Origin of the sequence: Microbispora sp. ZYX-F-249, assembly GCF_039649665.1 — a bacterium.
Taxonomy (GTDB): Bacteria; Actinomycetota; Actinomycetes; order Streptosporangiales; family Streptosporangiaceae; genus Microbispora; species Microbispora maris.
This window is the reverse complement of record NZ_JBDJAW010000066.1, coordinates 1-26,410: the sequence shown is the minus strand read 5'-3', so window position 1 is coordinate 26,410 and position 26,410 is coordinate 1. Positions and strand designations below refer to the sequence as shown.

Genomic DNA, 26,410 nt, shown 5'->3' with positions numbered 1-26,410 from the left:
CCTCCCGGCAACCCGGTGCCAGATCGACCACGCCGACAACTGGAGCAGCGGCGGGCTGACCGACCTCAAACTGCTCGGCCCCGCCTGCCAGTTCCACAACCGCGACCGCTACCACAACCCCGACCGCTACACCCGCCACAGGGTCGGCACAGACCGCTGGGCCTTCACCTTGAAGGGGCGCCGTTGAGGAACATGCCATGAGCCCCGGGTGAGCGGCCTGGTCCAGGTCGCTCCTGTGGCACTGCTCGAACGAGCGGGGCGAAATCTACGTTGTGAAGGCGGCGGGTGATGATCAAGCAGGACAGTAGAAGACGACGTCCCAGCCGTTCGGCCCATGGACTGTGCACCTGCGCTCGTGCGGACCCTGCTCGATCTCGCCGACCGTGAGGCCGAGTGCGGCGGCGCGCTCCCTGGCCTGCTCGACGTCGGGCACCTTCACCATGACGGACGGCGCGGTCGTCGCCTGGTCGGTGCCGGCCAGTGCCAGGCGTCCGGACGGCAGGTCGAACTGGGCCCAGCGGTCGCCGTCCACGAATGTCGGGGTGGTCCCCAGCAGGGCCGACCACGTCTCGACCGCCGTCCCGAGGTCCGTGCACGGCACGACGGGTGCCAGGGAGAGCGGCTTGTCGTCCTTGTCGTTCCGGTCCACGCTGCTTCCGCCTTTCGTCAGAGATGCGGCTTCGAGCACGGTAGAACACGTTGTGGATCATCGCCAGGGGGCAGGGGCGACCTCCGGCCGGACGCCCGGCACTGACATCTCCGGCCCGTTTGCCGGGAATGCCCATGAAATGGACGTCGAGGCGGGCACGTACGCGCTGGGACCGAGATCGGGCAGGCTCCTGGTCCTCACCGGCCGCGCCGGGCTGGGCGCCAAGGCCGGGCACGACCTGACGATCGAGGTCACTCGATGGCGGGGCGAGGCGGTGGTGACGCCGGGCGACCCGGCGGGCTGCCGGGTGACGGTGGAGGCCGAGGTGGCCTCGATGCGGGTCCGGGAGGGCACGGGCGGGGTCAAGCCGCTCACCGACTCCGACCGGGTCGAGATCGAGAAGAACATGCGCGACAAGGTCCTCAAGGCGGATCAGCACCCTCTGGTCACGTTCCGGTCGACCCGGGTGGAGGGCGGTCCCGAGGCGTTCCGCGTCGAGGGCGACCTGACGATTGTGGGGGTCTCCCGGCCGGTCACGGTGGACGGTGCGCTCGCGGAGGGGCGGGCGCGCGGCCGGGTGACCGTCGTGCAGTCCCAGTGGGGGATCCGCCCTTACTCCGCCTTCTTCGGTGCGCTCAAGTTGCGCGACGAGGTCGAAGTGATCTTCGACGTACGGCTGGGGGAGGGCCGGGGCTGACATGCGCGGGGCGTCGGGCACCATGGAAGCGTGACTGTGGTGCGCGACGCGGGGACCGCCGAGCGGTGGGGCATGCTGGCCGATCTCCTGGCGGACGGCGAGGTGGTGGTCCTCAGCGGGGCCGGCCTGTCGACCGAATCCGGGATTCCCGACTACCGGGGGGAGACCGGCCGCAGGCGCAGGGCCGAGCCGATGACCTATCACACCTTCGTCAGCAGTGCCGCCGCCCGCAGGCGCTACTGGGCCCGCAGCCACCTGGGGTGGCGCCACATCGTGGACGCCGCGCCCAACGACGGTCACCGCGCGGTCGCGGAGCTGCAGCGCCGCGGCCTGGTCGCCGGGATCATCACGCAGAACGTGGACGGCCTGCACCAGGCTGCGGGCGCGGACGGGGTGGTGGAGCTGCACGGCAGCCTGCACCGGGTGCGCTGCCTCGCCTGCGGGCGGCGCACCCCGCGCCGCACGCTCGACCGGCGGCTGCGCGCGGCCAACCCCGGCTGGCACGCCCGAAGGGAGGTGGTCAACGCGGTGATCAACCCCGACGGGGACGCGGTGCTGGGCGCCGACGAGGTCGAGACGTTCCGCACGGTGGACTGCGAGGGCTGCGGCGGTGTGCTCAAGCCCGACGTGGTGTTCTTCGGCGAGAACGTGCCGCCGTCGCGGGTCGAGGAGTGTTACGCGCTCACCGAACGGGCCGGTCTGCTGCTCGTCCTGGGGTCGTCGCTGACCGTCATGTCCGGCTACCGGTTCGTGCGGCACGCCGCCGCCCGCTCGATCCCCGTGGCGATCATCAATCAGGGGCCGACCCGGGGCGACGGTGAGGCGCTGATGACCTTCGACGCCCCGCTCGGCCCGGCCCTCACCACGCTCGTGCGGGAGCTGGCCTAGACGTGCACGTGCGCCGGGTCGTCCGGGTGGTGGTGCGGGTGCTGCGCGGCGCCCACCCGGTGCTCGTGGCCCGGCAGCGGCACGCGGTAGAGGCAGGTGTCGCAGTTCATCCGGATGTCGCCGCGCAGCGCCTCGTCGTAGCGTTCCAGCACCAGGCCGGCCAGGGCCGGCGCGGGCCCGATGACGTCGGCGCAGCGCACCTCGACCCCGGGGTGCGCCGTGGCCCACTCACGCGCCTGGGCGGCGGTGCGGTCCGGCAGCACCCCGCTGAACAGGAAGTACGGCAGGACGACGATCCGGCGGGCGCCGAGCAGCCGGGCCCGCTCCAGCGCCGCCGCCACGCCGGGTTCGGCGAGGCTGATGAACGCGGGTTCGACACCGGCCAAGCCGCGTCCCTCCCACAGCAGCCGGGCCACCTTGACGTGCTCGGCGTTCGCGTCCGGGTCCGAGGAGCCGCGGCCGACGAGCACCACGGTCGTCTCCGCGCGCTCGGACGGGTCGAGCGCGGCGTCCAGCCGCTCGTCCAGCAGGCCGAGCAGTGCAGGGTGCGGCCCGAGCGGCCTGCCGTACGCGTAGCCGAGACCGGGGTGGCGCAGCGCCTCCCGGCGGAGCGCCGCGGGCACGTCGCCCTTGGCGTGCCCGGCCGCGACCAGCACGAGCGGGACCACGCCGAGTCTGGTGTGCCCGGCCCCGGTGAGCGCGGCGACGGCCTCGCGCAGAGGCGGGCGGGACAGCTCGATGAACCCGCCGGCGACCGGGACGGGGGCGCGGGCGGCCACCTCCTCGACCAGCAGGTGGAAGTCGCGGACACCGGCCGCGTCGCGCGTGCCGTGACCGACGAGGAGCAGCGCCGGCGAGCCGGTCATAGGGGATCCTCCCAGTACAGAAGTGCGTTGACGGCGGCGGCGGCGACCGCCGAGCCGCCTTTCTCGCCGCGGTTGCTGACCGCGGGCAGTCCCGACGCGCGCAGGGCCGCCTTGCTCTCGGCCGCGCCCACGAACCCGACCGGCAGGCCGACGACGAGCGCGGGGCGCACGCCGAGGCGCAGGATCTCCTCCAGCGCGGTGGGGGCGTTGCCGACGGCCCACACCGCCCCCGGGCCCACCTCGTCGTAGGCGAGGCGGACGGCGGCGGCGCTGCGGGTCAGGCCGTCCCCGGCGACGGCCCGGCGGACGTGGCAGACGGGGGTGACGGCGGTGACGCCCGCCGCGACCATCTCGACGTCGGTGACCACGGGGGCGCCGGCGCGCAGCGCGGCGACGGCCCGCCGAAGGTCCTCCTCGGCCGAGACGACCAGGTCGGTGAGGTATTCGAGGTCGGCGCTCGCGTGGATCACCCGCTCGGTCACGGCCCGGGTCAGCGGCGGCAGCCCCGAGGTGTCCACGCGCGAGCGCAGGATGTCGTACGACCGGGCTTCGATCGGGTGCACCCTTCTCAAGCCGGCACCTCCGCAACGGCGTCGACGGGGCACACCTCGGCGCACTCGCCGCAGCGGGTGCACCGGGAACCGAGCACGATCAGCGCGCCGCCGGGGCCGGGCCGGATGGCGTGCTCCGGACAGGTGAGCAGGCAGGCGCCGCAACCGGCGCACGCGCTGGTGACTACATAGGAGAGGGCTGCCACGCGTACCCCCTCGGCGTCACGAAGCGGCCCGCCACGGCCCGGCTGGACGTGGCGCCGACGATCACGAGGCTGCGCATGGTCACGGCGGACACGTCGAGCCCGCCGAGCGTGGTCAGTGCGACGCTCTCGCCGGGGCGGCTCGCGTCGGTCACCACGCCGGCCGGGGTGTCCGGTCCGCGCCGCTCGCCGAGGATCTCCAGCGCCCGGGGGAGCTGCCAGTCGCGGCCGCGCGAGCGGGGGTTGTAGAAGGCCACCACGAGGTCGGCCTCGGCCGCCGCGCGCACCCGCCGCTCGATCGCCTCCCACGGCGTGTGCAGGTCCGACAGGCTGATCGCGCAGTGGTCGTGCCCGAGCGGCGCGCCGAGCAGCGCACCGGCGGCGAGCATGGCCGTCACCCCCGGCACGCCCACCACGTCGAAGGTCTCGTCGGCGAGCTCCAGAGCGGGCGCGGCCATCGCGTAGACGCCCGCGTCGCCGCTGCCGACCAGCGCGACCGCGTGGCCCTCGCGGGCCAGCCGTACGGCGGTGCGGGCGCGTTCCTCCTCCGCGCCGAGGCCGGAGGCGATCACCCGGGTGCCGGGTCGCAGCAGGTCGCGGATCTGGTCGACGTACTGGTCCAGGCCGACGAGATAGCCGCAGCGGCGCACCTCGGCCACGGCGCGCGGGGTCATCAGGTCGCGGGCGCCGGGGCCGAGACCGACGATCGCCAGCCTGCCGCGGGGGCGCAGCCGGGCGACGGCGACGGTCGCCATCGCCGATCTGCGTTTGGGCACGACCAGGTCGCCTCCGTCGGCCAGCGCGGCGGCCTCGGCCACGCTGGGAGTGCCGACCGCCCGACGGACGACCTCGCTGGGATGCGGCACCTCGATCGCGGCGAGCCGTCCGGCGGGGTGGGTGACGAGCGGCACGCCGAGCGCGCGGGCGGCCGCCACGATGCCGGCCTCGTCCGCTTTCACGTCGGCCGTGGCCAGGCGTGCGACCGAGCGGGGCGACAGCCCGGCCTCGGCCAGCGTGTCGCGGATCAGCGCGAGAACCTCCCCGGTGGCGACGCCCCGGCTCGCGCCGACGCCGACGACGAGGCTCGGCGGCCGGACGACGACGGCGGGGCGCGGCGGGTCCACGACCCGGTCCGTCACCACGACGCACGGGGGGCGTGGCGTGGCCGACGGGGTGACGGGCAGCGGGGGCAGCGGCCAGGTGGCGTCGGCGGTGAGCGTCACCTGCTCGCCGTCGGGCAGACCGTCGAGCAGACCACCGGACAGGCTGTCGAGCATGGCCCGGGTCACGGCCGCGACGTCGCCTTCGACCGGCAGGCCGAGCGTGTCGAGCGCGCCGGTGCCGGTGGCGTCGGTCGCGGTGGTGACGACCGGTGTCGCGCCCAGCACGGAGGCGGCCTCGTGCGCGAGCCGGTTGGCGCCCCCGTCGTGGCCGCCGGTCAGGGCGATCGCGAAGCGGCCCGCCTCGTCGACGCACACCACTCCGGGGTCGGTGTGCTTGTCGCCCAGCAGCGGCGCGAGCAGCCGTACGGCCGCGCCGGCCGCGAGGAAGCACACGACGCGGTCGCACTCGCGCCAGGCCCGCGCGAGGTCGGCCACCGGATACCACCGGGTGTCGGGCCACGCCCGCTCCAGCAGGCCGGCGGCGGCCCGGCCCGCCTTCGTCGCGGTGACGAGTCCGGTAACCGTCATCGATGCCCCCATACGAGAAAGACCGGGTTGGCCGCCGCCAGCCGCGTGGCGCCGCCGGGCAGTTCGGCGAACCTGCTCGCCGCGAGCGACACGCCGCCCACGTCGTAGGCCGCGGCGCGCAGCGCGTCACGCACGGCGGGCACGCGGTCGACGGCGGCGAGCGCGGCGACCACGGTCCGTGGGCCGAGACCCGCCACGTGGCCGACCACCTCGGCGCCGCCCCCGCCGACGAACACCGCGTCCGGGGTGGGCAGCCCGGCCAGGCATCCGGGCGCCTCGCCGTGCACCACCCGCACCTCGACGCCGTACGCGGCGGCGTTGCGGCGCGTCCGGTCGCACTGGGCGGGGTCGCGGTCGGCGGCGACGACGGCGGCGCCGAACCGGGCCGCCTCGACGGCCACGGAGCCGCTGCCGCAGCCCAGGTCCCAGAGGAGGTCGCCCACGCCGGGACCGAGATGGGCGAGCGCCAGCGCCCGCACCTCCGCCTTGGTGATCATGCTGTCGCGGTGCTCGAAGCGCTCCTCGGGCAGGCCCCACCGCTCCGGAGCCGGGCGCGGCGGCGCGGCCCAGCCGCGCGAGGACGGGGCGTCCACCAGGGACAGCACCACGTTGGGGTCGGCCCACTGCCGCCGGGCGGCCTCCTCGGGCGTGCACGCGGTCACCCGCTGGCCGGCGGCGCCGAGGCGCTCGGCGACCAGGAGCCGGCGCGGCCAGCCGCGCAGCGCGGCGCCGATCTCGGCGGGGCCCGCGCCCGGCGCGGTGAGCACGGCGACCTTGGCCAGCGCCCGGCAGGCGTTGACGGCCCGGCGCGGGTCGCGTCCGTGCGCGCTCACCACGACGGCGTCCTCCCAGTTCAGCCCGGCCAGGCCGAAGGCCGCCGCGACCGAGGAGACGGCCGGTGCGACCTCGATGCCGAGACCGTGCTCGCGCAGCAGGCGGACGAGGCCGAAGAACCCGGGGTCGCCCGAGGCGAGCACGACGGCCGGGCCGTCGTGGGCCGCGAGGGCCCGCACTCCCGCCACGACGTCCCCCAGCACGACGCGCTCGGCCCGCGCGGGCACCGGCAGAGCGTCCAGGTGGCGGGCGGCGCCCACGACCAGGGTCGCCTCGGCCAGCCGCCCGGCGGCCCATTCCATGAGGGGCCGCCCGTCGACGCCGATCACCGTTACCACCCGCCGGTCTCCTCGCTGGAGGCGACGGGGGCGAGCCCGTCGGGGTCGACCATGATCACGGACGCGGTGAGCGCGCCGTCGCAGAACCGCTCCAGCACGTCCTTGACCCGCGCGCACAGCACGCGCCCGGCGGGTTCGAGCAGCCCGGCGGCCTCCCACAGCTCGTAGGCGTGGCGGGCGGTGTTCGCCTCGGCGACCCGTCCGGCCAGGGCCTCGTCGCCGCCGGCCTGCCGGGTCACCGCGGCCAGCAGGTCCTTGTCGATCTTCGAGCGGGTGTAGTGGGTCATGAGCACGCCCGCGGCGAGCTTGGTCAGCTTGCCGACCATGCCGACGAACAGCACGTCGGTCAGTCCCGCGTCGGCGGCCCGGCGCAGCGCGGCCCCGGTGAAGTCGCCGACCTCGACGAAGCACACGGCGGGCAGGCCGGGGCGCAGCCGCATCGCGGCCCGGTCGGTGCGCCCGCCCGTGGACAGCACCAGCGTGCGCTCGCCCTGCGCCGCCATCACGTCGATCGCCTGGACGACGGAGGAGCGCCACGACTCGGTGGAGAACGGCCGCACGATCCCGGTGGTGCCGAGGATCGAGATGCCGCCGAGGATGCCGAGCCTGGCGTTGGTGGTCTTGCGGGCCATCCGCTCGCCCTCGGGCACGCTGATGACCACGCGGACGCCGCGCCGCCCGAGGTCCACAACCTCGCCGACGGCCTGGGTGATCTGCGCCCGGGGGACCGGGTTGATGGCCGGGCCGCCGACCTCCAGGCCGAGGCCCGGCCGGGTGACCACGCCGACGCCGACGCCGCCGTCCAGTTCGATGCCGGCTTCGGGACGCCAGGACACGGTCGCGGTCAGATGCGCGCCGTGGGTCACGTCGGGGTCGTCGCCGGCGTCCTTGACGACGACGGCCGTGGCCTTCGCGTCCGCCACGGCGTAGGAGTCGACCGGCAGCGTCACCCGGCCGCCGCCGGGCAGCGGCGTGTCCACGGTGGGCGGGGTGTCGCCGTGCGCGAGCGCGATGCTGGCGGCCTTCGCGGCGGCGGCGCCGCAGGTGCCCGTCGTCCATCCGGTGCGCAGCGCCCGCTTGCGCACCCGCATCGTGCGCGGCAGGTCCGGCTCGCGCAGCTCGGGCGTTTCGCTCATCGCGCGCCTCGCAGCTCGCGCCGCGCCGCGGGCTCGGAGCGGCGGTGGCCGTGGAAGTGGCCCGGGTGGTAGAGGTGCGAGCGCGTCCCGTGGGCCTCCAGCGCGGGCCCGACCAGCACCAGCGTGTGCTTCCAGAGCCGGTGGGCGCGCACGGTCGCCGCCAGCTCGTCCAGGCGGCAGCGCAGCACCAGCTCGTCCTCCCAGGTGACCCGGTAGCCCACCACGCAGGGCGTCTGCGGCGGGTAGCCGCCCGCCAGCAGCTCCTGCTGCAGCTGCGCCGAGCGGGCCGCCGACAGGAACAGCGCCATCGTCGTGCCGTGCGCGGCGAACTCCCGCACGGTCTCGCCCTGGGGCATCGGCGTCTTGCCGCCCTCGAGGCGGGTGAGCACGACCGACTGCGCGACCTCCGGCACGGTCAGCTCCCGCCGTACGGCGGCGGCGACGGCGGTGAAGCTGGAGACTCCCGGCACGACCTCGGTCTCCAGGCCGAGCGCGGCGCACCGGTCGAGCTGTTCCTGCACCGCTCCCCACAGGGCGGGGTCGCCGGAGTGCACGCGGGCCACGAGCAGCCCGTCGCGGGCCGCCTCCTCGTACACGGCGACGACCTCCTCCAGGGGCACCGCGGCGGAGTCGACGATCCGGGCGCCGGCCCGGGCGTGGTCGAGCACACCGGGGTGGACCAGGCTGGCGGCCCAGACCACGACGTCGGCCGCCGCGATGGCCGCCGCGCCGCGCAGGGTGAGCAGGTCGGGCGCGCCCGGCCCCGCGCCGACGAAGGCGACCTTGCCCCTCAAAGCAGGCCCGCTCACAACCGGCCTCCCCGACCCGTACGCTCCCGGGTGACCAGCAGCGCCGACAGGTACGGCCCGGTCCCGGCCGGATCGAGCCCGGCGGCGGGCCGCACGTCCTCCTCCGGCAGCCCGAGCGACGCGCCGTACACCGCGCCGGCCAGCCGGCCGGACTCGCGGACGGCGGCCAGCACTCCCGGCAGCATGCGCCCTCCCTTGTAGGCGACGACGGTGTCGTGGGCGTCGAGGGCCGCGCGCAGGGCGTCCAGTCCCGCCGTCAGCGGCATCAGCGCCAGCGACTCCCGGCCCTCGACCAGGACGGTCCCGCTGCTCGCCGCGAGCGCCTGCATGGCGGTCACGCCGGGGACCGTGCGGACCTCCAGCTCCGGCAGGAGCCCGCGCACGGTCTCGGCCAGGTAGGTGAAGGTGCTGTAGACGTTCGGGTCGCCGATCGTCGCGAAGGCGACGGTCCGCGCCCCGCGCCCGTACGCGGCGGCGACGGCCGCCCCCGCCGCGTCCCAGGCGGCGTCGCGGCGCGGCCCGTCGGTGAGGGCGAACTCCAGACGCAGCACGTCGCGGCCGGTGTGGGCGCGGACGATCCGCTCGGCGCGGCCCTGCTCGCCGGTGTCGGCCACCGGCACCACGACCACGTCGGCCTCGCGCAGCACGCGCACGGCCTTCACCGTCACCAGGTCGGGGTCGCCTGGGCCGACGCCCACCCCGGTCAGCACGGGCCTCATGCGGCAGCCCCCGTCACGAGGTCGCGGGCCAGCCGTGGCGTCCCCGCCCAGTGCGGGTGGAGGTAGGAGGCGTGCACGCCGCCCCGGACGAACCCCTCCCGCCTCGGCAGCACGTACGCCGGGGACTCCCCGGCCGGCGGAGAGCAGGCGGTGCGGTGGAACTCGTGGGCGCGTACGACGGTGCCGTCTGGCCGTACGGCCTCGCGGTAGCCGAGCGTCAGCCGCTCGGTCATCCGCGCCTCCACCGGCAGCACCCCGCACATGGGCGCGCCGTCGAGCGAGGCGGCCAGGTAGAGCAGACCCGCGCATTCGGCGGCGATCGGCAGGCCGCGGGCGGCGAGGCGGGCGACCTGTTCCCGCAGCGGGCTGTTGGCGGCCAGGTCGGCGGCGTGGACCTCGGGGAAGCCGCCGCCGATCACCAGCGCCCGGGTGCCCGGCGGCAGCGCCTCGTCCCGCAGCGGGTCCACGTGCGCCACCTCGGCCCCGGCAGCGCTCAGCAGCTCGGCCGTCTCGGCGTAGGAGAACGTGAACGCCGCGCCGGCGGCGACCGCGACCACGGGCCGCCCGGGAACCGGGCTGCCCACCGCGTCGGCGGCCGACCAGGGGGCGGCCGGGAGCGGAGGCGCGGCCGACGCCAGGCGCAGCACGAGGTCGAGGTCGCAGTGCCGCTCCACCAGCGCCCCGAGTGCGGCCACGGCCCGCCGCGCCTGCGCGTCGCGCTCGGCGGCGGGCACCAGGCCGAGGTGCCGCGACGGCACGTGGACGGCCGCGTCGCGCGGCAGGGCCCCGGCCACCGGGATGCCGAGCGGCCGCAGCGCCTCGCGGAGGATCTCCTCGTGGCGGGCCGAGCCCACCCGGTTGAGCACCACCCCGGCGATCCGTACGGACGGGTCGAAGGTGGCGAAGCCGTGCACGAGGGCCGCGACGGACGCCGACTGGGACGACGCGTCCACCACGAGCAGCACGGGCGCGCCGAGCAGGCGGGCGACGTGCGCGGTGGACGCCTCGGACGTGGGACCACGCCCGTCGAACAGCCCCATCACGCCTTCGACGATCGCGACGTCCGCGCCGCGCGCGCCGTGCGCGAACAGCGGGGCCACCAGGTCCTCGCCGACGAGGAACGCGTCGAGGTTGCGGCCGGGACGGCCGGTGGCGAGCGCGTGGTAGCCGGGGTCGATGTAGTCCGGGCCCACCTTGTGCGGCGAGACGGCCAGCCCGCGCGCGGCCAGCGCCGCCATCAGCCCGGTGGCCACGGTCGTCTTGCCCGTGCCCGAGGCCGGGGCGGCGACGACGAGCCGGGGGAGGTTCACCATTCGATGCCCCTCTGGCCCTTCTGCCCCGCGTCCATCGGGTGCTTGACCTTGGTCATCTCCACCACGAGGTCGGCGGCCTCCACCAGGCGGGGATCGGCGTCGCGGCCGGTGATCACCACGTGCTGGCGGCCGGGCCGCTCCCGCAGGGTCTCGACCACGTCGTCCACGTCGACCCAGCCCCATTTGAGGGGATAGGTGAACTCGTCCAGGACGTACAGGCCGTAGGTCTCGGCGGCGAGGTCGCGCTTGATCTGCGCCCAGCCCTCGCGGGCGTCGGCGGCGTGGTCGGCCTCGGTGCCGGGCCGCCGGATCCACGACCAGCCCTCGCCCATCTTGTGCCAGGTCACCGGCCCGCCCTCGCCGGTCTGCTGGTGCAGCCGGCCGAGGGCGCGCAGCGCGGCCTCCTCGCCGACCCGCCACTTGGCGCTCTTGACGAACTGGAACACCCCGACGGGCCAGCCCTGGTTCCAGGCGCGCAGCGCCAGGCCGAAGGCGGCCGTCGACTTCCCCTTCATCTCCCCGGTGTGCACGATGACCAGCGGGCGGTTGCGCCGCGCGCGCGTGGTCAGCCCGTCGTCCGGCACGCTCGCCGGTCTGCCCTGCGGCATCTAGGCCACCCTCCTGACGTCACGCACGACCGCGGCCAGGTGATCGGCCCCCAGCTCCTCCAGCCGGATCGCCGTCCCGCCCAGCGCGGCGGCGAGCCGCCCGGCCAGGCCGAGCCGTACGGGGCCGTGCTCGCAGTCGACGACGACGCTCGTGACCCCGGCCAGCCGCCGGGCGGCGCCGGCCGGGTCGGGGCCGTAGGTGTGCCGCCCGTCGGTGACGACCACGAGCAGCGCGCGGCGGCGGGGATCGCGCAGCCGCTCGGCGGCCAGCACCCGTTCCGCCCGGCGCAGCCCGGCGGCCAGCGGGGTGCGCCCGCCGGTGGGCAGCCGGGCCAGCCGGTCGGAGGCCAGCTCGACGCTGGAGGTCGGCGGCAGCGCGACCGCCGCGTCCTCGCCCCGGAAGGTCACCAGGCCGACCTTGTCGCGGCGCTGGTAGGCGTCCAGCAGCAGGGACAGCACGGCGCCCTTGACGGCGCGCATCCGGGCGCGGGCGGCCATCGAGCCGCTGGCGTCCACGCAGAACAGCACGAGGTTCGACTCGCGTCCCTCGCGTACGGCTTCGCGCAGGTCGTCGCGGCGCAGCACGAGGCCGGGACCGGTACGGCCGCGCCCGCGCTGGTGGGGCGCGGCGGCGGCCAGCGTCGCCGGCAGGTCCAGCAGCCGCAGCCGCCCGGCCGGGACGCGGGCGCCGACGGTGCGGCCGGACTCTCCCGTGGTGCGCCCGCGCCGTCCGGCGGGCCCGCCCCGGCCGACCGCGGCGGGAGCGAGGAGCCGGGTCCGATAGGGCGCTCCCGGCTGGACGGGCCGGGACGTCGCGGCGCCTCCGGACCCGCCACCGCCGTCGGCATCACCGTCGGCATCACCGCCGGACGCGCCTCCGCCGCCCGGCCCGTCGTCGTCGGGACCCTCCTCGCCCTCGGAAGGAGCCTCCGACAGCGCCTTTTCCAGCCGTTCCTCGTCGAGGCCGTGGCCCCGGTCGTCAAGGGGGTCGTCGAACGGGTCGCGGCGGCGCCGATGGGGGAGCGCCAGCCGGGCGGCCGTTCGGACGTCGTCGGAGGTGACCTCGTCCCTGCCCTCCCACGCGGCCAGGGCGACCGCCGTGCGCGCCATCACGAGGTCGGCGCGCATCCCCTCGACGTCGAAGGCCGCGCACACCGCCGTGATCCCGCGCAGCGCGGCGTCGGGAAGCGCCACGCCGGGCAGCCGCTCGCGCGCCGCCGCGATGCGCAGGGCGAGATCGCGCTCGCCGCCGGCGTACGCCGCGGCGAAACCGGCCGGGCCGGCGTCGAACGCGAGACGGCGGCGCACCACCTCCGCCCGCTCGGCGGGGTCGCGGGAGGCGCGGACCTCGACGGCCAGGCCGAAGCGGTCGAGCAGTTGCGGGCGCAGCTCGCCCTCCTCGGGGTTCATCGTGCCGACCAGCAGGAAGCGGGCGGCGTGGCGGACCGACACGCCCTCGCGCTCCACGTGGGCCACGCCCATCGCCGCCGCGTCGAGCAGGAGGTCCACCAGGTGGTCGTGGAGCAGGTTGACCTCGTCCACGTAGAGCACGCCGCGGTGGGCCGCGGCCAGCAGGCCCGGCTCGAAGGCCTTGACGCCCTCGGTCAGCGCCCGTTCCAGGTCGAGGGACCCGGCGACCCGGTCCTCCGACGCGCCCACCGGAAGCTCGGCCAGCCGGGCGGGGCGCGTCCGCGGGGGCGGGCCGCTCTCGTGCGGGCCGTCGGGGCAGGACGGGTCGGGCGCGGCGGGGTCGCAGGAGAACCGGCAGCCCGCCACCACCGCCACCTCGGGCAGCAGCGCCGCGAGCGACCGCACCACGGTCGACTTCGCCGTGCCCTTCTCGCCCCGCACGAGCACGCCGCCGATCGCGGGCGACACGGCGTTGAGCAGCAGCGCCAGCTTGAGGTCGTCGTGCCCGACGACCGCGGAAAAGGGGTACAGGGTCACTTGCCCGCCTCCAGGTCGCCTTCCATCTCCAGATACGTCGCACGCAGGCCGTCGAGGGTCTCCGGCGACGGCTCGGCCCACAGGCCCCGGTCGGCCGCCTCCAGCAGCCGCTCGGCGATGCCGCGCAGCGCCCAGGGGTTGGACGCCCGCATGAACTCCCGCACCTGCGGGTCGAAGACGTAGGAGGCGGCGAGCGACTCGTACATCCAGTCGTCCACCACCCCGGCCGTGGCGTCGAACCCGAACAGGTAGTCCACCGTGGCCGCCATCTCGAACGCCCCCTTGTAGCCGTGCCGCCGCATCGCCGCGATCCAGCGCGGGTTGACCACCCGCGACCGGAACACCCGCCGCGTCTCCTCGCCCAGCGTCCGGGTGCGCACCGCGTCGGGGACGTGCGAGTCGCCGACGTACGCCGCGGGGGACGTGCCGGTCAGGTGGCGGACCATGGCCACCATCCCGCCGTGGTACTGGAAGTAGTCGTCGGAGTCGGCGATGTCGTGCTCGCGGTTGTCCTGGTTCTTGGCCGCCACGTCGATGCGCCGGAACGCCGTCTCCATGTCCGTGCGGGCCTCCCGGCCGTCCAGGCCCCGGCCGTAGGCGTAGCCGCCCCATACGGCGTACACCTCGGCGAGGTCGGCGTCGTCGCGCCAGTTGCGGGCGTCGATGAGCGGCAGCAGGCCCGCGCCGTACGCGCCGGGTTTGGAACCGAAGACGCGGCTGGTGGCGCGGCGCTCGTCGCCGTGCCGGGCGAGGTCGGCGTGGACGTGCGCGCGCAGCGGGTTGACCTGGGCGGGCTCGTCCAGCGCGGCGACCGTCCGCACGGCCTCGTCCAGCAGCGTCACGACGTGGGGGAACGCGTCGCGGAAGAAGCCGCTGATGCGCACCACCACGTCCACCCGGGGGCGGCCGAGCTCCTCGGCCGTCATGACCGCGAAGCCGGTCACCCGGCGGGAGGCGTCGTCCCACTCCGGCCGCACCCCGAGCAGGGCCATGATCTCGGCGATGTCGTCGCCCTGGGTGCGCATCGCGCTGGTGCCCCAGACCGTCAGGCCGACCGTGCGCGGCCAGGCGCCGGTGTCGGCGCGGTAGCGCTCGACCAGTGAGGCCGCGAGCGCGGAGCCGGTCTCCCACGCCAGCCGCGACGGGATCGCCTTGGGATCGACGGAGTAGAAGTTGCGGCCGGTCGGCAGCACGTTGACCAGCCCGCGCGTGGGCGACCCGGACGGTCCGGCGGGCACGTATCCGCCGTCGAGCGCGTGCAGCACGTGCGCCACTTCGTCGGTGGTCCGGTCGAGCCGCGGCACGACCTCCTCGGCGGCGAAGCGCAGCACCCGGGCGACCTCCGGCAGGTCCGTGACCGCGCCGGCCGCCGCCGGGTCCCAGCCGTGGTCCTCCATGGCCTGGACCAGCCGCCGCGCCTCGCTCTCGAACGCGTCCACCTCGGCCGTGGCGGCGGTGTCGGCGAGTCCGAGGGCCTCGCGCAGGCCGGGCAGGGCCCCGGCGGCGCCGGCCCAGACCTGCCGGGCGCGCAGCACGGCGAGCACGAGGTTGACCCGGGCCTCCCCGGTGTGGACCTGGCCCAGGATGTGGAGGCCGTCGCGGATCTGGGCGTCCTTGATCTCGCACAGGTAGCCGTCCACGTGCAGCAGGAAGTCGTCGAACTCCGCGTCCTGCGGCCGCTCGTCCACGTGCAGGTCGTGGTGGAGCTGGGCGGCCTGGATGAGCGTCCAGATCCGCGCCCGTACGGCCGGCAGCTTGGCCGGGTCGAGGGCGGCGACGGTGGCGTGCTCGTCCAGCAGCTGCTCCAGCCGGGCGAGGTCGCCGTAGGAGTCGGCCCGGGCCATCGGCGGGATCAGGTGGTCGACGACGGTCGCGTGCGCCCGGCGCTTGGCCTGGGTGCCCTCGCCGGGGTCGTTGACGATGAACGGGTAGACCAGCGGCAGCGCGCCGAGCGCGGCGTCGGGCGCGCACGACGCCGACAGCCCGAGCCCCTTGCCCGGCAGCCACTCCAGCGTGCCGTGCTTGCCGAGGTGGACGACGGCGTGCGCGCCGAACTCGCGGGCCAGCCACCAGTACGCCGCGAGGTAGTGGTGGCTCGGCGGCAGGTCGGGGTCGTGGTAGACGGCGACCGGGTTCTCGCCGAACCCCCTGGGCGGCTGGATGGCGAGCATGACGTTGCCGAACCGCAGCGCCGCCAGCACGATGTCGGTCCCGTCCACGTAGAGGGAGCCGGGCGGCGGGCCCCAGTGGGCGGTCACGGCCGCGCCCAGCTCGGCGGGCAGCGTCGCGAACCACTCCCGGTAGGCGTCCAGCGGCACCCGGGCCGGGGCGGCCTCCAGCTGCTCCTCGGTGAGCCACTCCACGTCGTGGCCCCCGGCCGCGATCAGGGCGTGGATCAGCGCGTCGCCGTCGTCCGGCGCGTCGCCCACGTCGTATCCGGCCGCGCGCAGGGCCCGCAGCAGCACCACGGCGGAGGCGGGGGTGTCGAGCCCGACGGCGTTGCCGACCCGGGAGTGCCGGGTGGGGTAGGACGACAGGACGATCGCCAGCCGCTTGCCGCCGTTGGGCACGTGGCGCAGCCGGGCGTGCGCGACCGCGAGGGCGGCCACGCGGGCGCACCGCTCGGGGTCGGCGACGTAGATCGGCACGCCGTCGGGCCCGTCCTCCTTGAACGAGAACGGCACGGTGACGAGGCGGCCGTCGAACTCGGGCACCGCCACCTGCATCGCGGCGTCCAGCGGGGACAGGCCGGCGTCCGAGTCCGCCCAGACCGAGCGGGGAGTGGTCAGGCACAGCGCCTGCAGCACCGGCACGTCGAGGGCGGCGAGCGCCCCGGCGTCCCAGGCGTCCTCGTCGCCGCCCGCGCTCGCGGCGGCGGCCACCGCGCCGCCCGCGGCCAGCACGGTGACGACCAGCGCGTCCACCGGCCGCAGCAGGTCGAGCAGGTCGTCGCCCGCCCCGCGCAGCGACCCGCAGAAGACCGGCAGCACGTCGGCGCCCGCCGCCTCGACCGCGTCGCACAGTGTGTCGACGAACGCCGTGTTGCCCGACAGCTCGTGGACCCGGTAATAGATCACCCCGACCAGCGGGCGGCCTTTCCGGCGCTCCCGGCCGGGCCGCACGCCGTACTCGGGAGCGGGCCGGGGCGGCGCGAAGCCCTCGCCGGTCAGCAGGAGCGTGTCGGACAGGAAGCGCCGCAGCTCCGCAAGGTTGTCCGGCCCGCCCTCGGCCAGATAGGCGAGTGCCTGGGCCGCGACCCCCGACGGCACGGTGGACAGCGCCATCAGCGCGGCGTCCGGGGCCTGCTCGCCGCCGAGCACGACCGTGGGCAGCCCGGCGGCCAGCACGGCGTCGAGTCCCTCGGGCCACGAGCGCCTGCCGCCGAGCAGCCGGACGACGACGGCGTCCACGCCGTCCAGCAGCGCGGGCACCTCCCCGGGGGCCGTACGCGCGGGGTTGGCGACCCGCCAGCCCGCCCCGCCACGGGTCGCGGCGAGCAGCTCGGTGTCGGCGGTGGACAGCAGCAGCATCGTCGGCATCGTCATGGGCGCGCCTCCCGCAACGTGATCTCGGCAGTGGGCAGGCCGGTGGGCACGCCGCGCTCGATCAGCCGCCACACGGCGTCGGTGTCCAGGTGCTCCTCGACGAGGTCGCCCAGCGCGTCGAGACGGGCCTCCCGGTGCGCGGCGAACGTGCCGGTCCCCGGCAGCCAATCCCGTCCGGCCGCGGCGGCGACCTCGGCGAGGAAGGCCCGGCGGAAGCCGTCGCGCTCGAACAGGCCGTGCCACGTCGTGCCCCACACCGCCCCGGCGCGGCAGCCGTCCAGGAACGGCTCGCCGCCCTCCGCCGTGACCCGGCCGTGGTGGATCCGGTAGCCCGCCACCGCGTGGCCCCGCCATTCGCCCCGCGCGAGCGCGAGCACCTTGTCCGGCGCGTACGCCGTGCGGGCCGGCAGCAGGCCGAGGCCGGGCACGCGGCCCGCGCGGCTCTCCACGTCGTCGTCGATGACCGTGCCGAGCATCTGGAAACCGCCGCAGATGCCGAGCACCGGGCCGCCCTCGGCGGCGCGGCGGCGCAGCGCCTCGTCCAGGCCGCGCTCGCGCAGCCAGGCGAGGTCGCCGACGGTGGCGCGGGTGCCGGGCAGCACGACGAGGTCGGCGTCGGCGAGCTCGGCGGGGGTGGTGACCAGGCGCACGCTCACCCCCGGTTCGGCGGCCAGCGCGTCGGCGTCGGTGACGTTGGACATCCGCGGCAGCCGTACGAGAGCCACGCGCAGGACCTCACGCCCGACCGGCGGGGTGAGCAGGCCGGGACGGCTGTCGAGGTCGAGGGAGTCCTCCACGTCGAGCCAGAGCCCGGACCGCCACGGCAGCACGCCCAGACACGGGCGGCCCGTCGCCGCCGCCAGCCAGTCGAGCCCCGGCCGCAGCAGCGCGAGGTCGCCGCGGAACTTGTTGACCACGAACCCCGCGATGTGCCGCTGGTCGTGCCGGTCGAGCACGGCGAGGGTGCCGGCGAAGTGCGCGAGCACGCCGCCCCTGTCGATGTCGCCCACGACCAGCGCGGGCAGGCCGGCGGCGCGGGCCAGGCCCATGTTGGCGATGTCGCGGTCGCGCAGGTTGACCTCGGCCGGGCTGCCCGCGCCCTCGCAGATCACCACGTCGTAGCGGCGGCGCAGGCCGTCCAGCGCGTCGAGGGCGACGTCGAGCAGGCGCATCTTGTGGTCGCGGTAGGACAGCGCGTCCACGTCGGCGTGCGCCCGGCCGAGCACGACCACGTGGGAGTGCCGCTCCCCGGCCGGTTTGATCAGCACCGGGTTCATCGCGGCCTCGGGCTCGACGCGGGCCGCCGCCGCCTGCATCGCCTGGGCCCGCCCGATCTCGCCGCCGTCGGCGGTGACCATCGAGTTGAGCGCCATGTTCTGCGCCTTGAACGGCGCGACCCGTACGCCGCGCCGGGCCAGCCACCGGCACAGGCCGGCCACCAGGACGCTCTTTCCGGCATCGGAGGTCGTGCCCGCCACGAGCAGGCCGCCACCGGCGGGCACGTCAGGTGACGGAGCGCGATACCGGCAGCGAGGCGCGTCTGCGCAGGCCTGTCCGGGCCATGGCATGTCCCCCCTGGGGGTGTCCGCGCCCCCGGTAGAAGGTCCGACGGCCGGAGTATCCTGGCTCCCGGATCGGCGCTCCCCTCAGCCTTCCCGCCCGTGGTGGGCAGTGGCGTCGGTGAGGGTCGCTCCCCGGTGACAGTGGCGGGACCGCGCCGGATTCACACCGGCTTCCTCCGCGTCCGTCGCTTGCGGTGGTCAACATACACCTTTGTGCCGGATGTCCCGCAAGTGTGGTCTGTCTGATATAGCGGGACCGCCAGGTGGTGGTGTTTTTCGATCATGCTTGTCATGATGCCGGGATGAGCGTGGTCGGGATGGTCCGGCGCGTGCTGGCCGAGCCCCTGCTGCTGGCCGCCGCGTTCGGCTCCATCCTGCTCGCCACCACGGCGATCTCGGCGCTGCTGCTGCACGCGGGGTCGGCGACCCAGGCGGGTGTGCGGCGGGCCCTGGAGACGGCGCCGCTCGCCGCCACCGCCACCGTCGTCACCTCCTCGGTCACGGCCGGGGACTTCGCCGCGATCGACCGGGCCGTCCGCGCGGGGATCGCCCATGCCCACGAGGAGGTGCCCGTACGGGTCGCCGTACGCGTCGAGTCCGCCTCCTACGCGCTCAAGGGACAGGATCGCGGCCATCAGCCCGTCCTGACCCGGTTCGCCGCGTACGAGGGACTGGACGGCCGGGCGGACCTGGTGAGCGGGCGCTGGCCCACGGGGCCGACGGCGGCGGCGCTCTCGGAGCCGGCCGCCCGGGCGATGGGAGTGTCCGCCGGCGACGAGTTCACCGTCGTCGGACGCCTGGACGGAAAGCCGGTGCGCGTGCGCCTCACCGGCGTCTTCCGGTTGCGCGACCCCGACGACCCGCGCTGGAAGGGGGAGGACCTGCTGCGCCACGGCGAGCGGACCGGCGACTTCACCTCCCGCGGACCCCTGGTCGTGCCGGAGGACACCTTCCTCGCGCGCTTCGGGACCGGTGTCTCGGCCCGCTGGCTCGCCGAACCCGACCTGCGCCGGCTCTCCCCCGACCGGCTGCGGCCGTTCGCGGCGTCGGTCGCCGGGACCTCGGCCGCCGTGCGGTCCGGCTGCCCCCGGTGCACGGTCACCGAGACGCTGTCCGGCACGCTGCTGCGGCTCGACCGCGGCGCCCTGGTCGCCCGCTCGACCATGCTGGTGCCCGTGCTCCAGCTGCTGGTGCTGAGCGCGTACGCGCTGGCGCTGACCGCGCGGCTGCTCGCCGAGCACCGCCGGATGGAGACGGCCCTGCTGCGGTCGAGGGGCGGCGGGTCGCCGCGGCTCGCCGCCATGGCGGCGGGGGAGGCGCTGCTGATCGCGCTGCCCTGCGCGCCCGCGGCGCCGTTCCTCGCGCCCGTCCTCCTGCGGCTGGTGAGCGCGTTCCCCTGGATCGAGGCCACCGGCGTGGCGCCGCCCCGCGCGCCCGGCGGGACCACCTTCGCGGTCGCGGCGGCGGTCGCGCTCGCCTGCGCCGCCATGCTGGCCGCCCCGCCCCTGCTCGCCGCCCGCCGCACGTACGTCGAGGAGCAGGCGGCGCGCGGGCGCGCCGACCGGCCGGGCCTGGTGCAGCGGGCCGGAGCCGACGTGGCGCTGCTCGTCCTGGCGGCGCTCGCCGTCTGGCGCCTGCGCGGCCAGGACGCGCCGGAGACCACGCGTCTCGGCGGCGAGCTCGGGCTCGACCCGCTGGTCGGGGCGGGACCGGCGCTCGCCCTGCTCTGCGGGGGGATGGCCGCCCTGCGGCTGGTGCCCGCCGTCGCCAGGGTCGCCGAGCGGGCGACGCGCAGGCGCCCCGGGTTCGGGCCGGCGACGGCCGCCCGGCAGGTGAGCCGGCGCCCGGCCCGCTATTCGGGTCCGGCGCTGCTGCTGACGATGGCGACGGCGATCGGTGTGCTGTCCCTGACCACCGCCGCGACCTGGCGCGGCGCACAGGAGGACCGGGCCAGGCATCTCGCCGGCGCCGCCCTGCGCGTGCCGGCCCTCCCCGGGGACGACGCGCGGACCTTCACCACGCTGCCGGGGGTCGCGGCGGCCATGCCCGCGCACCGCGCCACGGTCGTCGCGGACGGCGCCGACGCCACCCTGATCGCGGCGGACGCGGCACACCTGGGCCGTGTCCTGCTGCTGCGCCCCGATCTGTCGGAGCTGACGCCGGCCACGCTGGCCTCCCGGATCGCCGGTTCCGCCGGACAGCCGCTTCCGGTCGTGGTGACCCCCGGACTGGCGGACACCACCAGGATCACGGCCGGCACCGCGGCGATCCCGATCGAAGTCGTGGGCGTCGTCACCGCGCTGCCCGGCACGCCGGAGGGCGCCCCGGCCCTGCTCGCCGACCTTGCGGCGTTTCGGAGGGCAGGCGCCGAGGGGCAGGTGACGGAGTGGTGGCTGGCCGCGGACGGGAACGACTCCACACCAGCCGCCACCGCGCTGGCACGCAGGGACGTCGTCGACGTGGCCACACTGACCGCCGGCCACAGGGACGACCCCACGGCGGCCGGCCTGCAGGGCGCGCTGCTGCTCGGCTTCGCGGCGGCGCTGGCGTTCGCCGTGCTGGGCTTCCTGGTCAGCGCCGCGGTCGCGGCGCGCGAACGCAGGGGCGAGTTCGCCGTGCTCGGCGCGCTCGGCGTGAGCTTCCGGCAGACGCTCGGCCTGCTCGCCGCCGAGCAGTCGTTCGTGATCGGGCTGTCGCTGGCCGGAGGAGTGGCGCTCGCCGTGGCCGTGTCCGCCGCGGTGGTGCCGCCGATGGTGACCGCGGGATACGCGACCGCGGGCGGGCTGCCGGTGCTGCTCCACGTGCCGTGGTTCGAGGTGGCGGCGCTGGCCGCCGGGGTCCTCGCGGTGCTCCTCGTGATCGTGGCGGGACTCGCGCGGTCGCTGCACCGCCGTGAGCCGGCCGCCGCGCTGCGTGCGGGGGAGGCGTCGTGATCCGTCTTCTGGGTGTGCACCGGCTTCTGAGTGTGCACAGGGGAGTGGCGGCGCTGCTGGCCGCGCTGGTGTTCGGCGCCGCCCTGGTCGTCTCGGCCCTGCCCCGGATGGTCGAGTCCTCCCTCGACGCGGCGGCCGGGTCGGCCGTCGGCTCCGCCCCGCCCGCCACGGCGTCGCTGGCGGTCCAGTTCACCCGGCGCTTCGACCTGACGCCGATGCGGACGACGGCCGAGGCGGCCGAGGCGGACACCGCCTGGCGCGAGCTGCTCCCCCCGGCGCTGCGGGAGGTCGCCGACCCCGTCCCGTTCTTCGATTTCGCCGCCCCGCCGATGCTGATCGACGACCGGCAGCATCGCTACATGACGCTGAAATGGGTGTCCGGGGCGGACCGGCGGGTGCGATACGTCGAGGGCGGCCCCCCGGGCCCCGGCTCGGGCGCCCGTCTCGAGGTGGCCGTCCCCGCGGTCGCCGCCGCGGAGATGTCGATCAGGACGGGCGACACGCTCCGCCTCGGCGCGTTGACCGCGAAGGTCACCGGCCTGTTCGAGCCGGCGCGTCCCGCCGACCGGTTCTGGGCCCTCGAGCCCGAACTCACCTACGTCATCCACCACCGCGTGCCGCTCGCCACCGAGGACGACCTGATCGTCACCGCGCTGACCGACGGCGACAGCCTCGCGGGCGCGGAACTGCCGATGGTCTTCCGATGGCTCGTCACCCCGGTCGCGGACCGCGTCACCGCGGCCAACGCGGCGGACGTGCTCGCCGCCACGGACGAGTTCGGCCGCCGCCTGGGCAGGCAGGACCGCGAACTCGCCCTGTCGACCGGGTTCGACCGGATCCTGCGGGAGTACCTGGACCGGCTGGCCGTCACCCGCGCGCTGATCACGGTGTTCCTGGGCGGGCTGGCCGTCGTGTGCCTGGGCACCACGGCCCTGGCCGTGCTGCTGCTCGTCGGGCGGGTGCACGGCGACCTGCTGCTGATGCGCGCCCGCGGTGCGTCCCTGGCCCGGGTCGTGCTCGCCTGCGGGGGAGCGGTCGCGCTCGCGGCGGTGCCGGCCGCCGCGGCGGGCCAGGTGGCCGCGGGCTTCGTGCCGGGCGCCCCGGCGGCGGTCGCGCGGCTGGGACCGGCCGCGCTGGCGGCGGGGACCGTCGCGATCGCCTGCGCCGCCGTCGCGCTGCGCCAGTCCACCGGCCGGGGGCCCGGCAAGGCCCTCCGCAGGATGGTGATGGAGATCCTGGTGCTCGTGGTCACCGTGGCGAGCCTCTATCTTCTGCGCACCCGCGGCCTCGCCACCGGCGACACGTTCCTCGCGCTGGCGCCCGTGCTGCTGACGCTGGCCGCCGCGCTGGCGGTGCTGCGCGCCGGCCCGGCGGTGATCCACCTGGCCTTCCGGGCCGCCGCCCGGCGCACCGCCGCCGTGCCGTTCCTCGGGCTGGCCGCCGCCCGGGCCGTACCGGGCGCCGCGCTGCCGGTGCTCACGCTGCTGCCGGCCGTCGCACTGGCGGCGTACGGCATGGTCACGGCCGGAGGGCTGGAGGAGGCCCAGCGGCAGACGGCGTGGGAGCGGATCGGCGCCGAGATCAGGGTGGAGCGCGCGCAGGGCATCCCTGCGGAGACGCTGGAGCAGATCCGCCACGCGCCGGGCGTCAGGGCCGTCGTCCCGGCCGCCGTCGGGACGACGGTCGCCGAGGTGGGCTTCGGCGGGCGGCCGGCGACGGTCGTCGCGGTCGACCTCGACGCCTACCGCCGGCTGGTGGCGGGCAGCCCGCTCCACCTGCCCCCGCCGGGGACCGGCGTGCTCGTCTCGCCCGATCTGTCCGCCATGCGCAGCTTCGAGATCGGCTGGCCCGCGCGGATGACGGTCACCCCGGCGAGGACCGTGGGCGCGATGCCGGGGGTGGGGGTGGGGGACGGCGCCCTCATCGTCCTCCCCACGGCTCCCGAGCACGTCAACACGCTGCTGATCGCGGGAGACGCCGGCGTGGTAAGGCCGCTGCTGCCGTCCGGCGCGCGCATGACCACCGTGGCGGGCGCGCTCGCCGAGATCACCGGGACGCCGCTGACGGCGGCGCTGACCGCCGCGCTGCGGGTCGCCGCCGCGGCGCTGGCCGTCTACGCGCTGGCGGCCGTCGCGATCGCCCTGACCGGAGGCGCGGCGCGGCGGGCGGAGGACCTCGGCCTGCTGCGCGCCCTCGGCCTGAGCCGCAGGCAGGCCGGTCTGGTCACCGTTCTGGAAGCGGCCCCGCTGCCCGTCCTGACCGCCGTCGCCGGGCTGGCGGCCGGTCTCGCCATGCCCGCGCTGCTCGGGCCCGGCATCGACCTGCCGGCGTACGCGGGCGGGCGCCACGGCGCCCTCACGGCCGCCGCGCTCCTGCCCGTCCTGCCCTGTGTCGTGGCCGGCGCCCTCGCCGCCGCGGTCGCCGCCGTCGCCCTCACGGGCGCCTACCTGGGAGGAAGCCGTGGACACGCTGGCTGACCTGGAGGCCCGGGCCACGCGGGGCGGCCCCGCGTTCGGCGCGGACGCCCACATCCTGTGCGACAACCTCGTGCGCATCTACAAGACCGAGGGGTCCGCCGCGGTCGAGGTGGTCGCCCTGCAGGGCCTCGACCTGCTCATCGGCCGGGGTGAGCTGGTGGCGATCGTCGGGGCCTCGGGATCGGGCAAGTCGACGCTGCTCAACATCCTGTCGGGGCTCGACGTGCCCACGGCAGGACTGGCCCGGGTCGCCGGGATCGACCTGCTGTCCATGACCGCGCGCGACCGCCTCCGCTACCGGCGCTCGGTCGTGGGCTTCGTCTGGCAGCAGACCGCCCGCAACCTGCTGCCGTACCTCACCGCCCGGGAGAACGTCATGCTCCCCATGCGCCTGGCCGGCGGCACGTCCCGGGCGGCCAGGTCGTCCCGTACGGACGAGCTGCTGGAGCTGACGGGGATGGCGGACCGCGCGGACCGGCGGCCCGGGGAGATGTCCGGCGGCGAGCAGCAGCGGGTGGCCGTCGCCGTCGCCCTCGCCAACGCGCCCGAGGTGGTGCTCGCCGACGAGCCCACCGGGGAGCTGGACAGCGAGAGCGCCGAGACGGTCTTCGGCGTGCTCCGCCACGCCAACCGCGAGCTCGGCGTCACGACCGTCGTCGTGACGCACGACCCGATGGTGTCGGCGCAGGTCGACCGGACCATCGGCATCCGGGACGGCCGCACCTCCAGCGAGACGTTCCGCCGCACCTCCTCCGACGGGAGGGTGGTCGCCGAGGAGTACGCGGTGCTCGACCGGGCCGGGCGCCTGCAGCTGCCGAGGGAGTTCATCAACGCCCTGTCGATGGAGCACCGTGTGCGCCTGGAGCTCGAACGCGACCACATCGGGGTCTGGCCCTCGGGCAGCGGCGACGACACAGAGGAAGAGACGAATGAGTGAGCCGCTGGTCGTCGTCGAGGGCCTGCGCAAGACCTATCCCAAGGGCGTGCGCGCGCTGCGGGGGGTCTCCTTCGAGGCGCATCCCGGCGAGCTGGTCGCGATCCGCGGTCGTTCCGGCGCGGGCAAGACGACGCTGCTCAACCTGGTAGGCGGCCTGGACCGGCCCGACGAGGGGCGGGTCCGGGTGGCGGGGCAGCCGGTGCCCGAGCTGCCCGAGGAGGGCCTGCTGCGGCTGCGCCGCGACGTCGTCGGGTTCGTCTTCCAGTCGTTCCGGCTGATCCCGGTGCTGTCGGCCGCCGAGAACGTGGGCGTGCCGCTGCGGCTGGCGCGGGTTCCCGCCAAGGACAGGGAGGAGCGGGTGAAGGTGCTGCTGTCCCTGGTCGGGCTGTCCGACCAGGCCGGGCAGCGGCCGTATGAGCTGTCGGGGGGCCAGCAGCAGCGCGTGGCCATCGCCAGGGCCCTGGCCAACCGGCCCCGTCTGCTGCTCGCCGACGAGCCGACCGGTCAGCTCGACTCCCAGACCGCCCGCCAGATCATGGAGCTGTTGCGGGTGCTCGTCCGGGGCGAGGGCGTCACCGCGCTGGTGGCCACGCACGACGCGGGCCTCGTCGGCCTGGCCGACCGCGTGCTTGAGCTCAAGGACGGCGAGTTCCTGAGCTGACGTCAGGTCCAGGGGAGGGCGGCGCGGCGGGCCCAGTAGGTCTCGGCGTCCTCCGCCAGCCCGGCGAGGGCCTCCTCGGCCTCCTCGTCCCAGGTGACGGCGAGCGCGGCCAGATTCTCGGCGAGCTGGCCGGTCGTGGCCGCGCCGCTCAGCACGACCCCGGCCCACGGGCGGGCGAGCACGGCGGCGAGAGCCAGGGCGTCGGGGGTGACGCCGCGTTCGCGTGCGGCGCGCGCCAGCGCCGGCGGCGCGCCGTGGGCGGTCAGCCTGCCGTTGGCCACGCCCTCCTTGAGGATCACGCCCAGGCCGGCGGCGTGCGCCCGGGCCAGGGCCTCGCCCGCGGAGCGCTCCAGCAGGTTCCACGTCGACTGGACGGTGTCGAAGAGCCCGGTCGCGACCGCCTTCTCGATGGTCGCGGCCTGGCGGGGACCGGTGGTGGACAGGCCGACCGCGACGCCCTCCGCGCGCAGTGCCCGCAGCTCCCCGAGGACCTCCTCGTCGTCGAGCACACCGCTCTCGACGGTGGCCGAATGGATCTGGTAGAGCGACAGGTGGCCGCCGAGCAGCTCCCGGGTCTCGCCGAGCTGGCGGCGCAGCCGCCCGGCGGACAGGTCCTTCTCCTCGTGGCGGCCGGCGTCCATCCGCCAGCCGCCGACGTACTCGTAGCCCCACTTCGAGCCGACGGCGACCTCGCCGGGCCGGATGCCGCGGTCGGCGAGCCAGCCCGCGAGGAACTCCTCCGCCAGCCCGTAGGAGCGGGCCGCGTCGACGTAGCGCACGCCCGCCGCCCACGCGGCGTCCAGCACCTCCCAGGTGCGCGCCCGCATCGCCGCCACGTCACGCTCGCCGCCGAGGTCGGCGTCCCGGCCGAGCGTGATGTACGCGGGACGGCCGAGCGCGGCGAGCCCGAGACCCATCGGGGTGACCTGAACACCATCGCGGCCCAACGGCCGCAGAACCATCTCCCGCATGTTCTCCTGCACGGGACACAACGTTAGAGCCCTGATGAAGCAGCCACCGAAGGTCCGTCTCCTGCCGCCAGGTTG

21 protein-coding genes, 1 pseudogene and 1 riboswitch are annotated in these 26,410 nt (G+C 76.1%); of the genes and pseudogenes, 7 read left to right on the top strand and 15 right to left on the bottom strand.

Annotated features, from left to right (window positions below; all coding sequences use genetic code 11):
- A pseudogene (locus AAH991_RS38015) lies at positions 1-187 on the top strand (hypothetical protein); the annotation flags it as partial.
- A gap of 105 nt (positions 188-292) precedes the next feature.
- On the opposite strand, the gene AAH991_RS38010 reads toward AAH991_RS38015, so the two are convergent.
- A complete protein-coding gene (locus AAH991_RS38010) occupies positions 293-649 on the bottom strand; it encodes a VOC family protein (protein WP_346230803.1) in 357 nt (118 codons plus the stop codon).
- A gap of 139 nt (positions 650-788) precedes the next feature.
- On the opposite strand from AAH991_RS38010, the gene AAH991_RS38005 reads away from it, so the two are divergent.
- Both AAH991_RS38005 and AAH991_RS38000 read left to right on the top strand, forming a co-directional pair.
- A complete protein-coding gene (locus AAH991_RS38005; protein ID WP_346230802.1) occupies positions 789-1,346 on the top strand; it encodes a YceI family protein in 558 nt (185 codons plus the stop codon).
- A gap of 72 nt (positions 1,347-1,418) precedes the next feature.
- A complete protein-coding gene (locus tag AAH991_RS38000; protein ID WP_428834087.1) occupies positions 1,419-2,234 on the top strand; it encodes an NAD-dependent protein deacetylase in 816 nt (271 codons plus the stop codon).
- Here the strand turns inward: AAH991_RS38000 and AAH991_RS37995 are convergent.
- From AAH991_RS37995 to AAH991_RS37935, 13 genes are read right to left on the bottom strand one after another with little or no spacing between them, the layout of a single operon-like run.
- Positions 2,231-3,100, bottom strand: coding sequence for a sirohydrochlorin chelatase (locus AAH991_RS37995; RefSeq protein ID WP_346230800.1), 870 nt, complete (start codon positions 3,098-3,100; stop codon positions 2,231-2,233). The two genes, AAH991_RS38000 and AAH991_RS37995, sit on opposite strands and share 4 nt — an antisense overlap.
- A complete protein-coding gene (locus tag AAH991_RS37990; RefSeq protein WP_346230799.1) occupies positions 3,097-3,672 on the bottom strand; it encodes a precorrin-8X methylmutase in 576 nt (191 codons plus the stop codon). The genes AAH991_RS37995 and AAH991_RS37990 overlap by 4 nt, the downstream gene beginning before the upstream one ends.
- The gene (locus AAH991_RS37985; protein WP_346230798.1) at positions 3,669-3,857 is read right to left on the bottom strand and encodes a 4Fe-4S binding protein; all 189 of its coding nucleotides are present in this window, start codon (positions 3,855-3,857) and stop codon (positions 3,669-3,671) included. Before AAH991_RS37985 ends, AAH991_RS37990 begins: the two co-directional genes overlap by 4 nt.
- Positions 3,836-5,545 (bottom strand): precorrin-3B C(17)-methyltransferase, encoded by a 1,710-nt coding sequence (gene cobJ / locus AAH991_RS37980; protein ID WP_346230797.1) that lies wholly within the window; start codon positions 5,543-5,545, stop codon positions 3,836-3,838. The genes AAH991_RS37985 and cobJ overlap by 22 nt, the downstream gene beginning before the upstream one ends.
- Entirely contained in the window at positions 5,542-6,717 is a 1,176-nt protein-coding gene (gene cbiE / locus AAH991_RS37975) for a precorrin-6y C5,15-methyltransferase (decarboxylating) subunit CbiE (RefSeq protein WP_346230796.1), read from the bottom strand. The genes cobJ and cbiE overlap by 4 nt, the downstream gene beginning before the upstream one ends.
- Positions 6,711-7,853 carry a cobalt-precorrin-5B (C(1))-methyltransferase gene (locus AAH991_RS37970; RefSeq protein ID WP_346230795.1) on the bottom strand — a complete coding sequence of 381 codons (1,143 nt, stop codon included), beginning with the start codon at positions 7,851-7,853 and terminating at the stop codon, positions 6,711-6,713. The genes cbiE and AAH991_RS37970 overlap by 7 nt, the downstream gene beginning before the upstream one ends.
- Positions 7,850-8,662, bottom strand: coding sequence for a precorrin-4 C(11)-methyltransferase (cobM, locus tag AAH991_RS37965; protein ID WP_346230794.1), 813 nt, complete (start codon positions 8,660-8,662; stop codon positions 7,850-7,852). Before cobM ends, AAH991_RS37970 begins: the two co-directional genes overlap by 4 nt.
- Positions 8,659-9,381, bottom strand: coding sequence for a precorrin-2 C(20)-methyltransferase (cobI, locus tag AAH991_RS37960; protein ID WP_346230793.1), 723 nt, complete (start codon positions 9,379-9,381; stop codon positions 8,659-8,661). Before cobI ends, cobM begins: the two co-directional genes overlap by 4 nt.
- Entirely contained in the window at positions 9,378-10,694 is a 1,317-nt protein-coding gene (locus tag AAH991_RS37955; protein WP_346230792.1) for a cobyrinic acid a,c-diamide synthase CobB, read from the bottom strand. Before AAH991_RS37955 ends, cobI begins: the two co-directional genes overlap by 4 nt.
- Complete coding sequence (cobO, locus tag AAH991_RS37950) at positions 10,688-11,302, bottom strand: cob(I)yrinic acid a,c-diamide adenosyltransferase (protein WP_346230791.1); 615 nt, start codon at positions 11,300-11,302, stop codon at positions 10,688-10,690. The genes AAH991_RS37955 and cobO overlap by 7 nt, the downstream gene beginning before the upstream one ends.
- Positions 11,303-13,249: a putative cobaltochelatase gene (locus AAH991_RS37945; protein WP_346230790.1), complete on the bottom strand. Its 1,947-nt coding sequence runs from the start codon at positions 13,247-13,249 to the stop codon at positions 11,303-11,305. It abuts the gene before it with no gap.
- The gene (gene cobN / locus AAH991_RS37940; RefSeq protein ID WP_346230804.1) at positions 13,246-16,788 is read right to left on the bottom strand and encodes a cobaltochelatase subunit CobN; all 3,543 of its coding nucleotides are present in this window, start codon (positions 16,786-16,788) and stop codon (positions 13,246-13,248) included. Before cobN ends, AAH991_RS37945 begins: the two co-directional genes overlap by 4 nt.
- A gap of 2 nt (positions 16,789-16,790) precedes the next feature.
- Positions 16,791-18,296 (bottom strand): cobyric acid synthase, encoded by a 1,506-nt coding sequence (locus AAH991_RS37935; RefSeq protein WP_346230789.1) that lies wholly within the window; start codon positions 18,294-18,296, stop codon positions 16,791-16,793.
- A 113-nt stretch (positions 18,297-18,409) separates the two neighbouring features.
- Positions 18,410-18,533, bottom strand: a riboswitch (cobalamin riboswitch).
- 125 nt (positions 18,534-18,658) lie between these two features.
- Here AAH991_RS37935 and AAH991_RS37930 point away from each other — a divergent pair.
- The 4 genes from AAH991_RS37930 to AAH991_RS37915 are packed head-to-tail and all read left to right on the top strand — an operon-like array spanning position 18,659 to position 25,364.
- Positions 18,659-21,289 (top strand): FtsX-like permease family protein, encoded by a 2,631-nt coding sequence (locus tag AAH991_RS37930; protein ID WP_346230788.1) that lies wholly within the window; start codon positions 18,659-18,661, stop codon positions 21,287-21,289.
- A complete protein-coding gene (locus tag AAH991_RS37925; protein ID WP_346230787.1) occupies positions 21,286-23,766 on the top strand; it encodes an FtsX-like permease family protein in 2,481 nt (826 codons plus the stop codon). The genes AAH991_RS37930 and AAH991_RS37925 overlap by 4 nt, the downstream gene beginning before the upstream one ends.
- Entirely contained in the window at positions 23,750-24,703 is a 954-nt protein-coding gene (locus AAH991_RS37920; protein ID WP_346230786.1) for an ABC transporter ATP-binding protein, read from the top strand. The genes AAH991_RS37925 and AAH991_RS37920 overlap by 17 nt, the downstream gene beginning before the upstream one ends.
- Positions 24,696-25,364, top strand: coding sequence for an ABC transporter ATP-binding protein (locus AAH991_RS37915; protein ID WP_346230785.1), 669 nt, complete (start codon positions 24,696-24,698; stop codon positions 25,362-25,364). Before AAH991_RS37920 ends, AAH991_RS37915 begins: the two co-directional genes overlap by 8 nt.
- A gap of 2 nt (positions 25,365-25,366) precedes the next feature.
- Here the strand turns inward: AAH991_RS37915 and AAH991_RS37910 are convergent, their stop codons facing one another.
- Positions 25,367-26,335 carry an aldo/keto reductase gene (locus AAH991_RS37910; protein ID WP_346230784.1) on the bottom strand — a complete coding sequence of 323 codons (969 nt, stop codon included), beginning with the start codon at positions 26,333-26,335 and terminating at the stop codon, positions 25,367-25,369.
- Positions 26,336-26,410 lie beyond the last annotated feature (75 nt).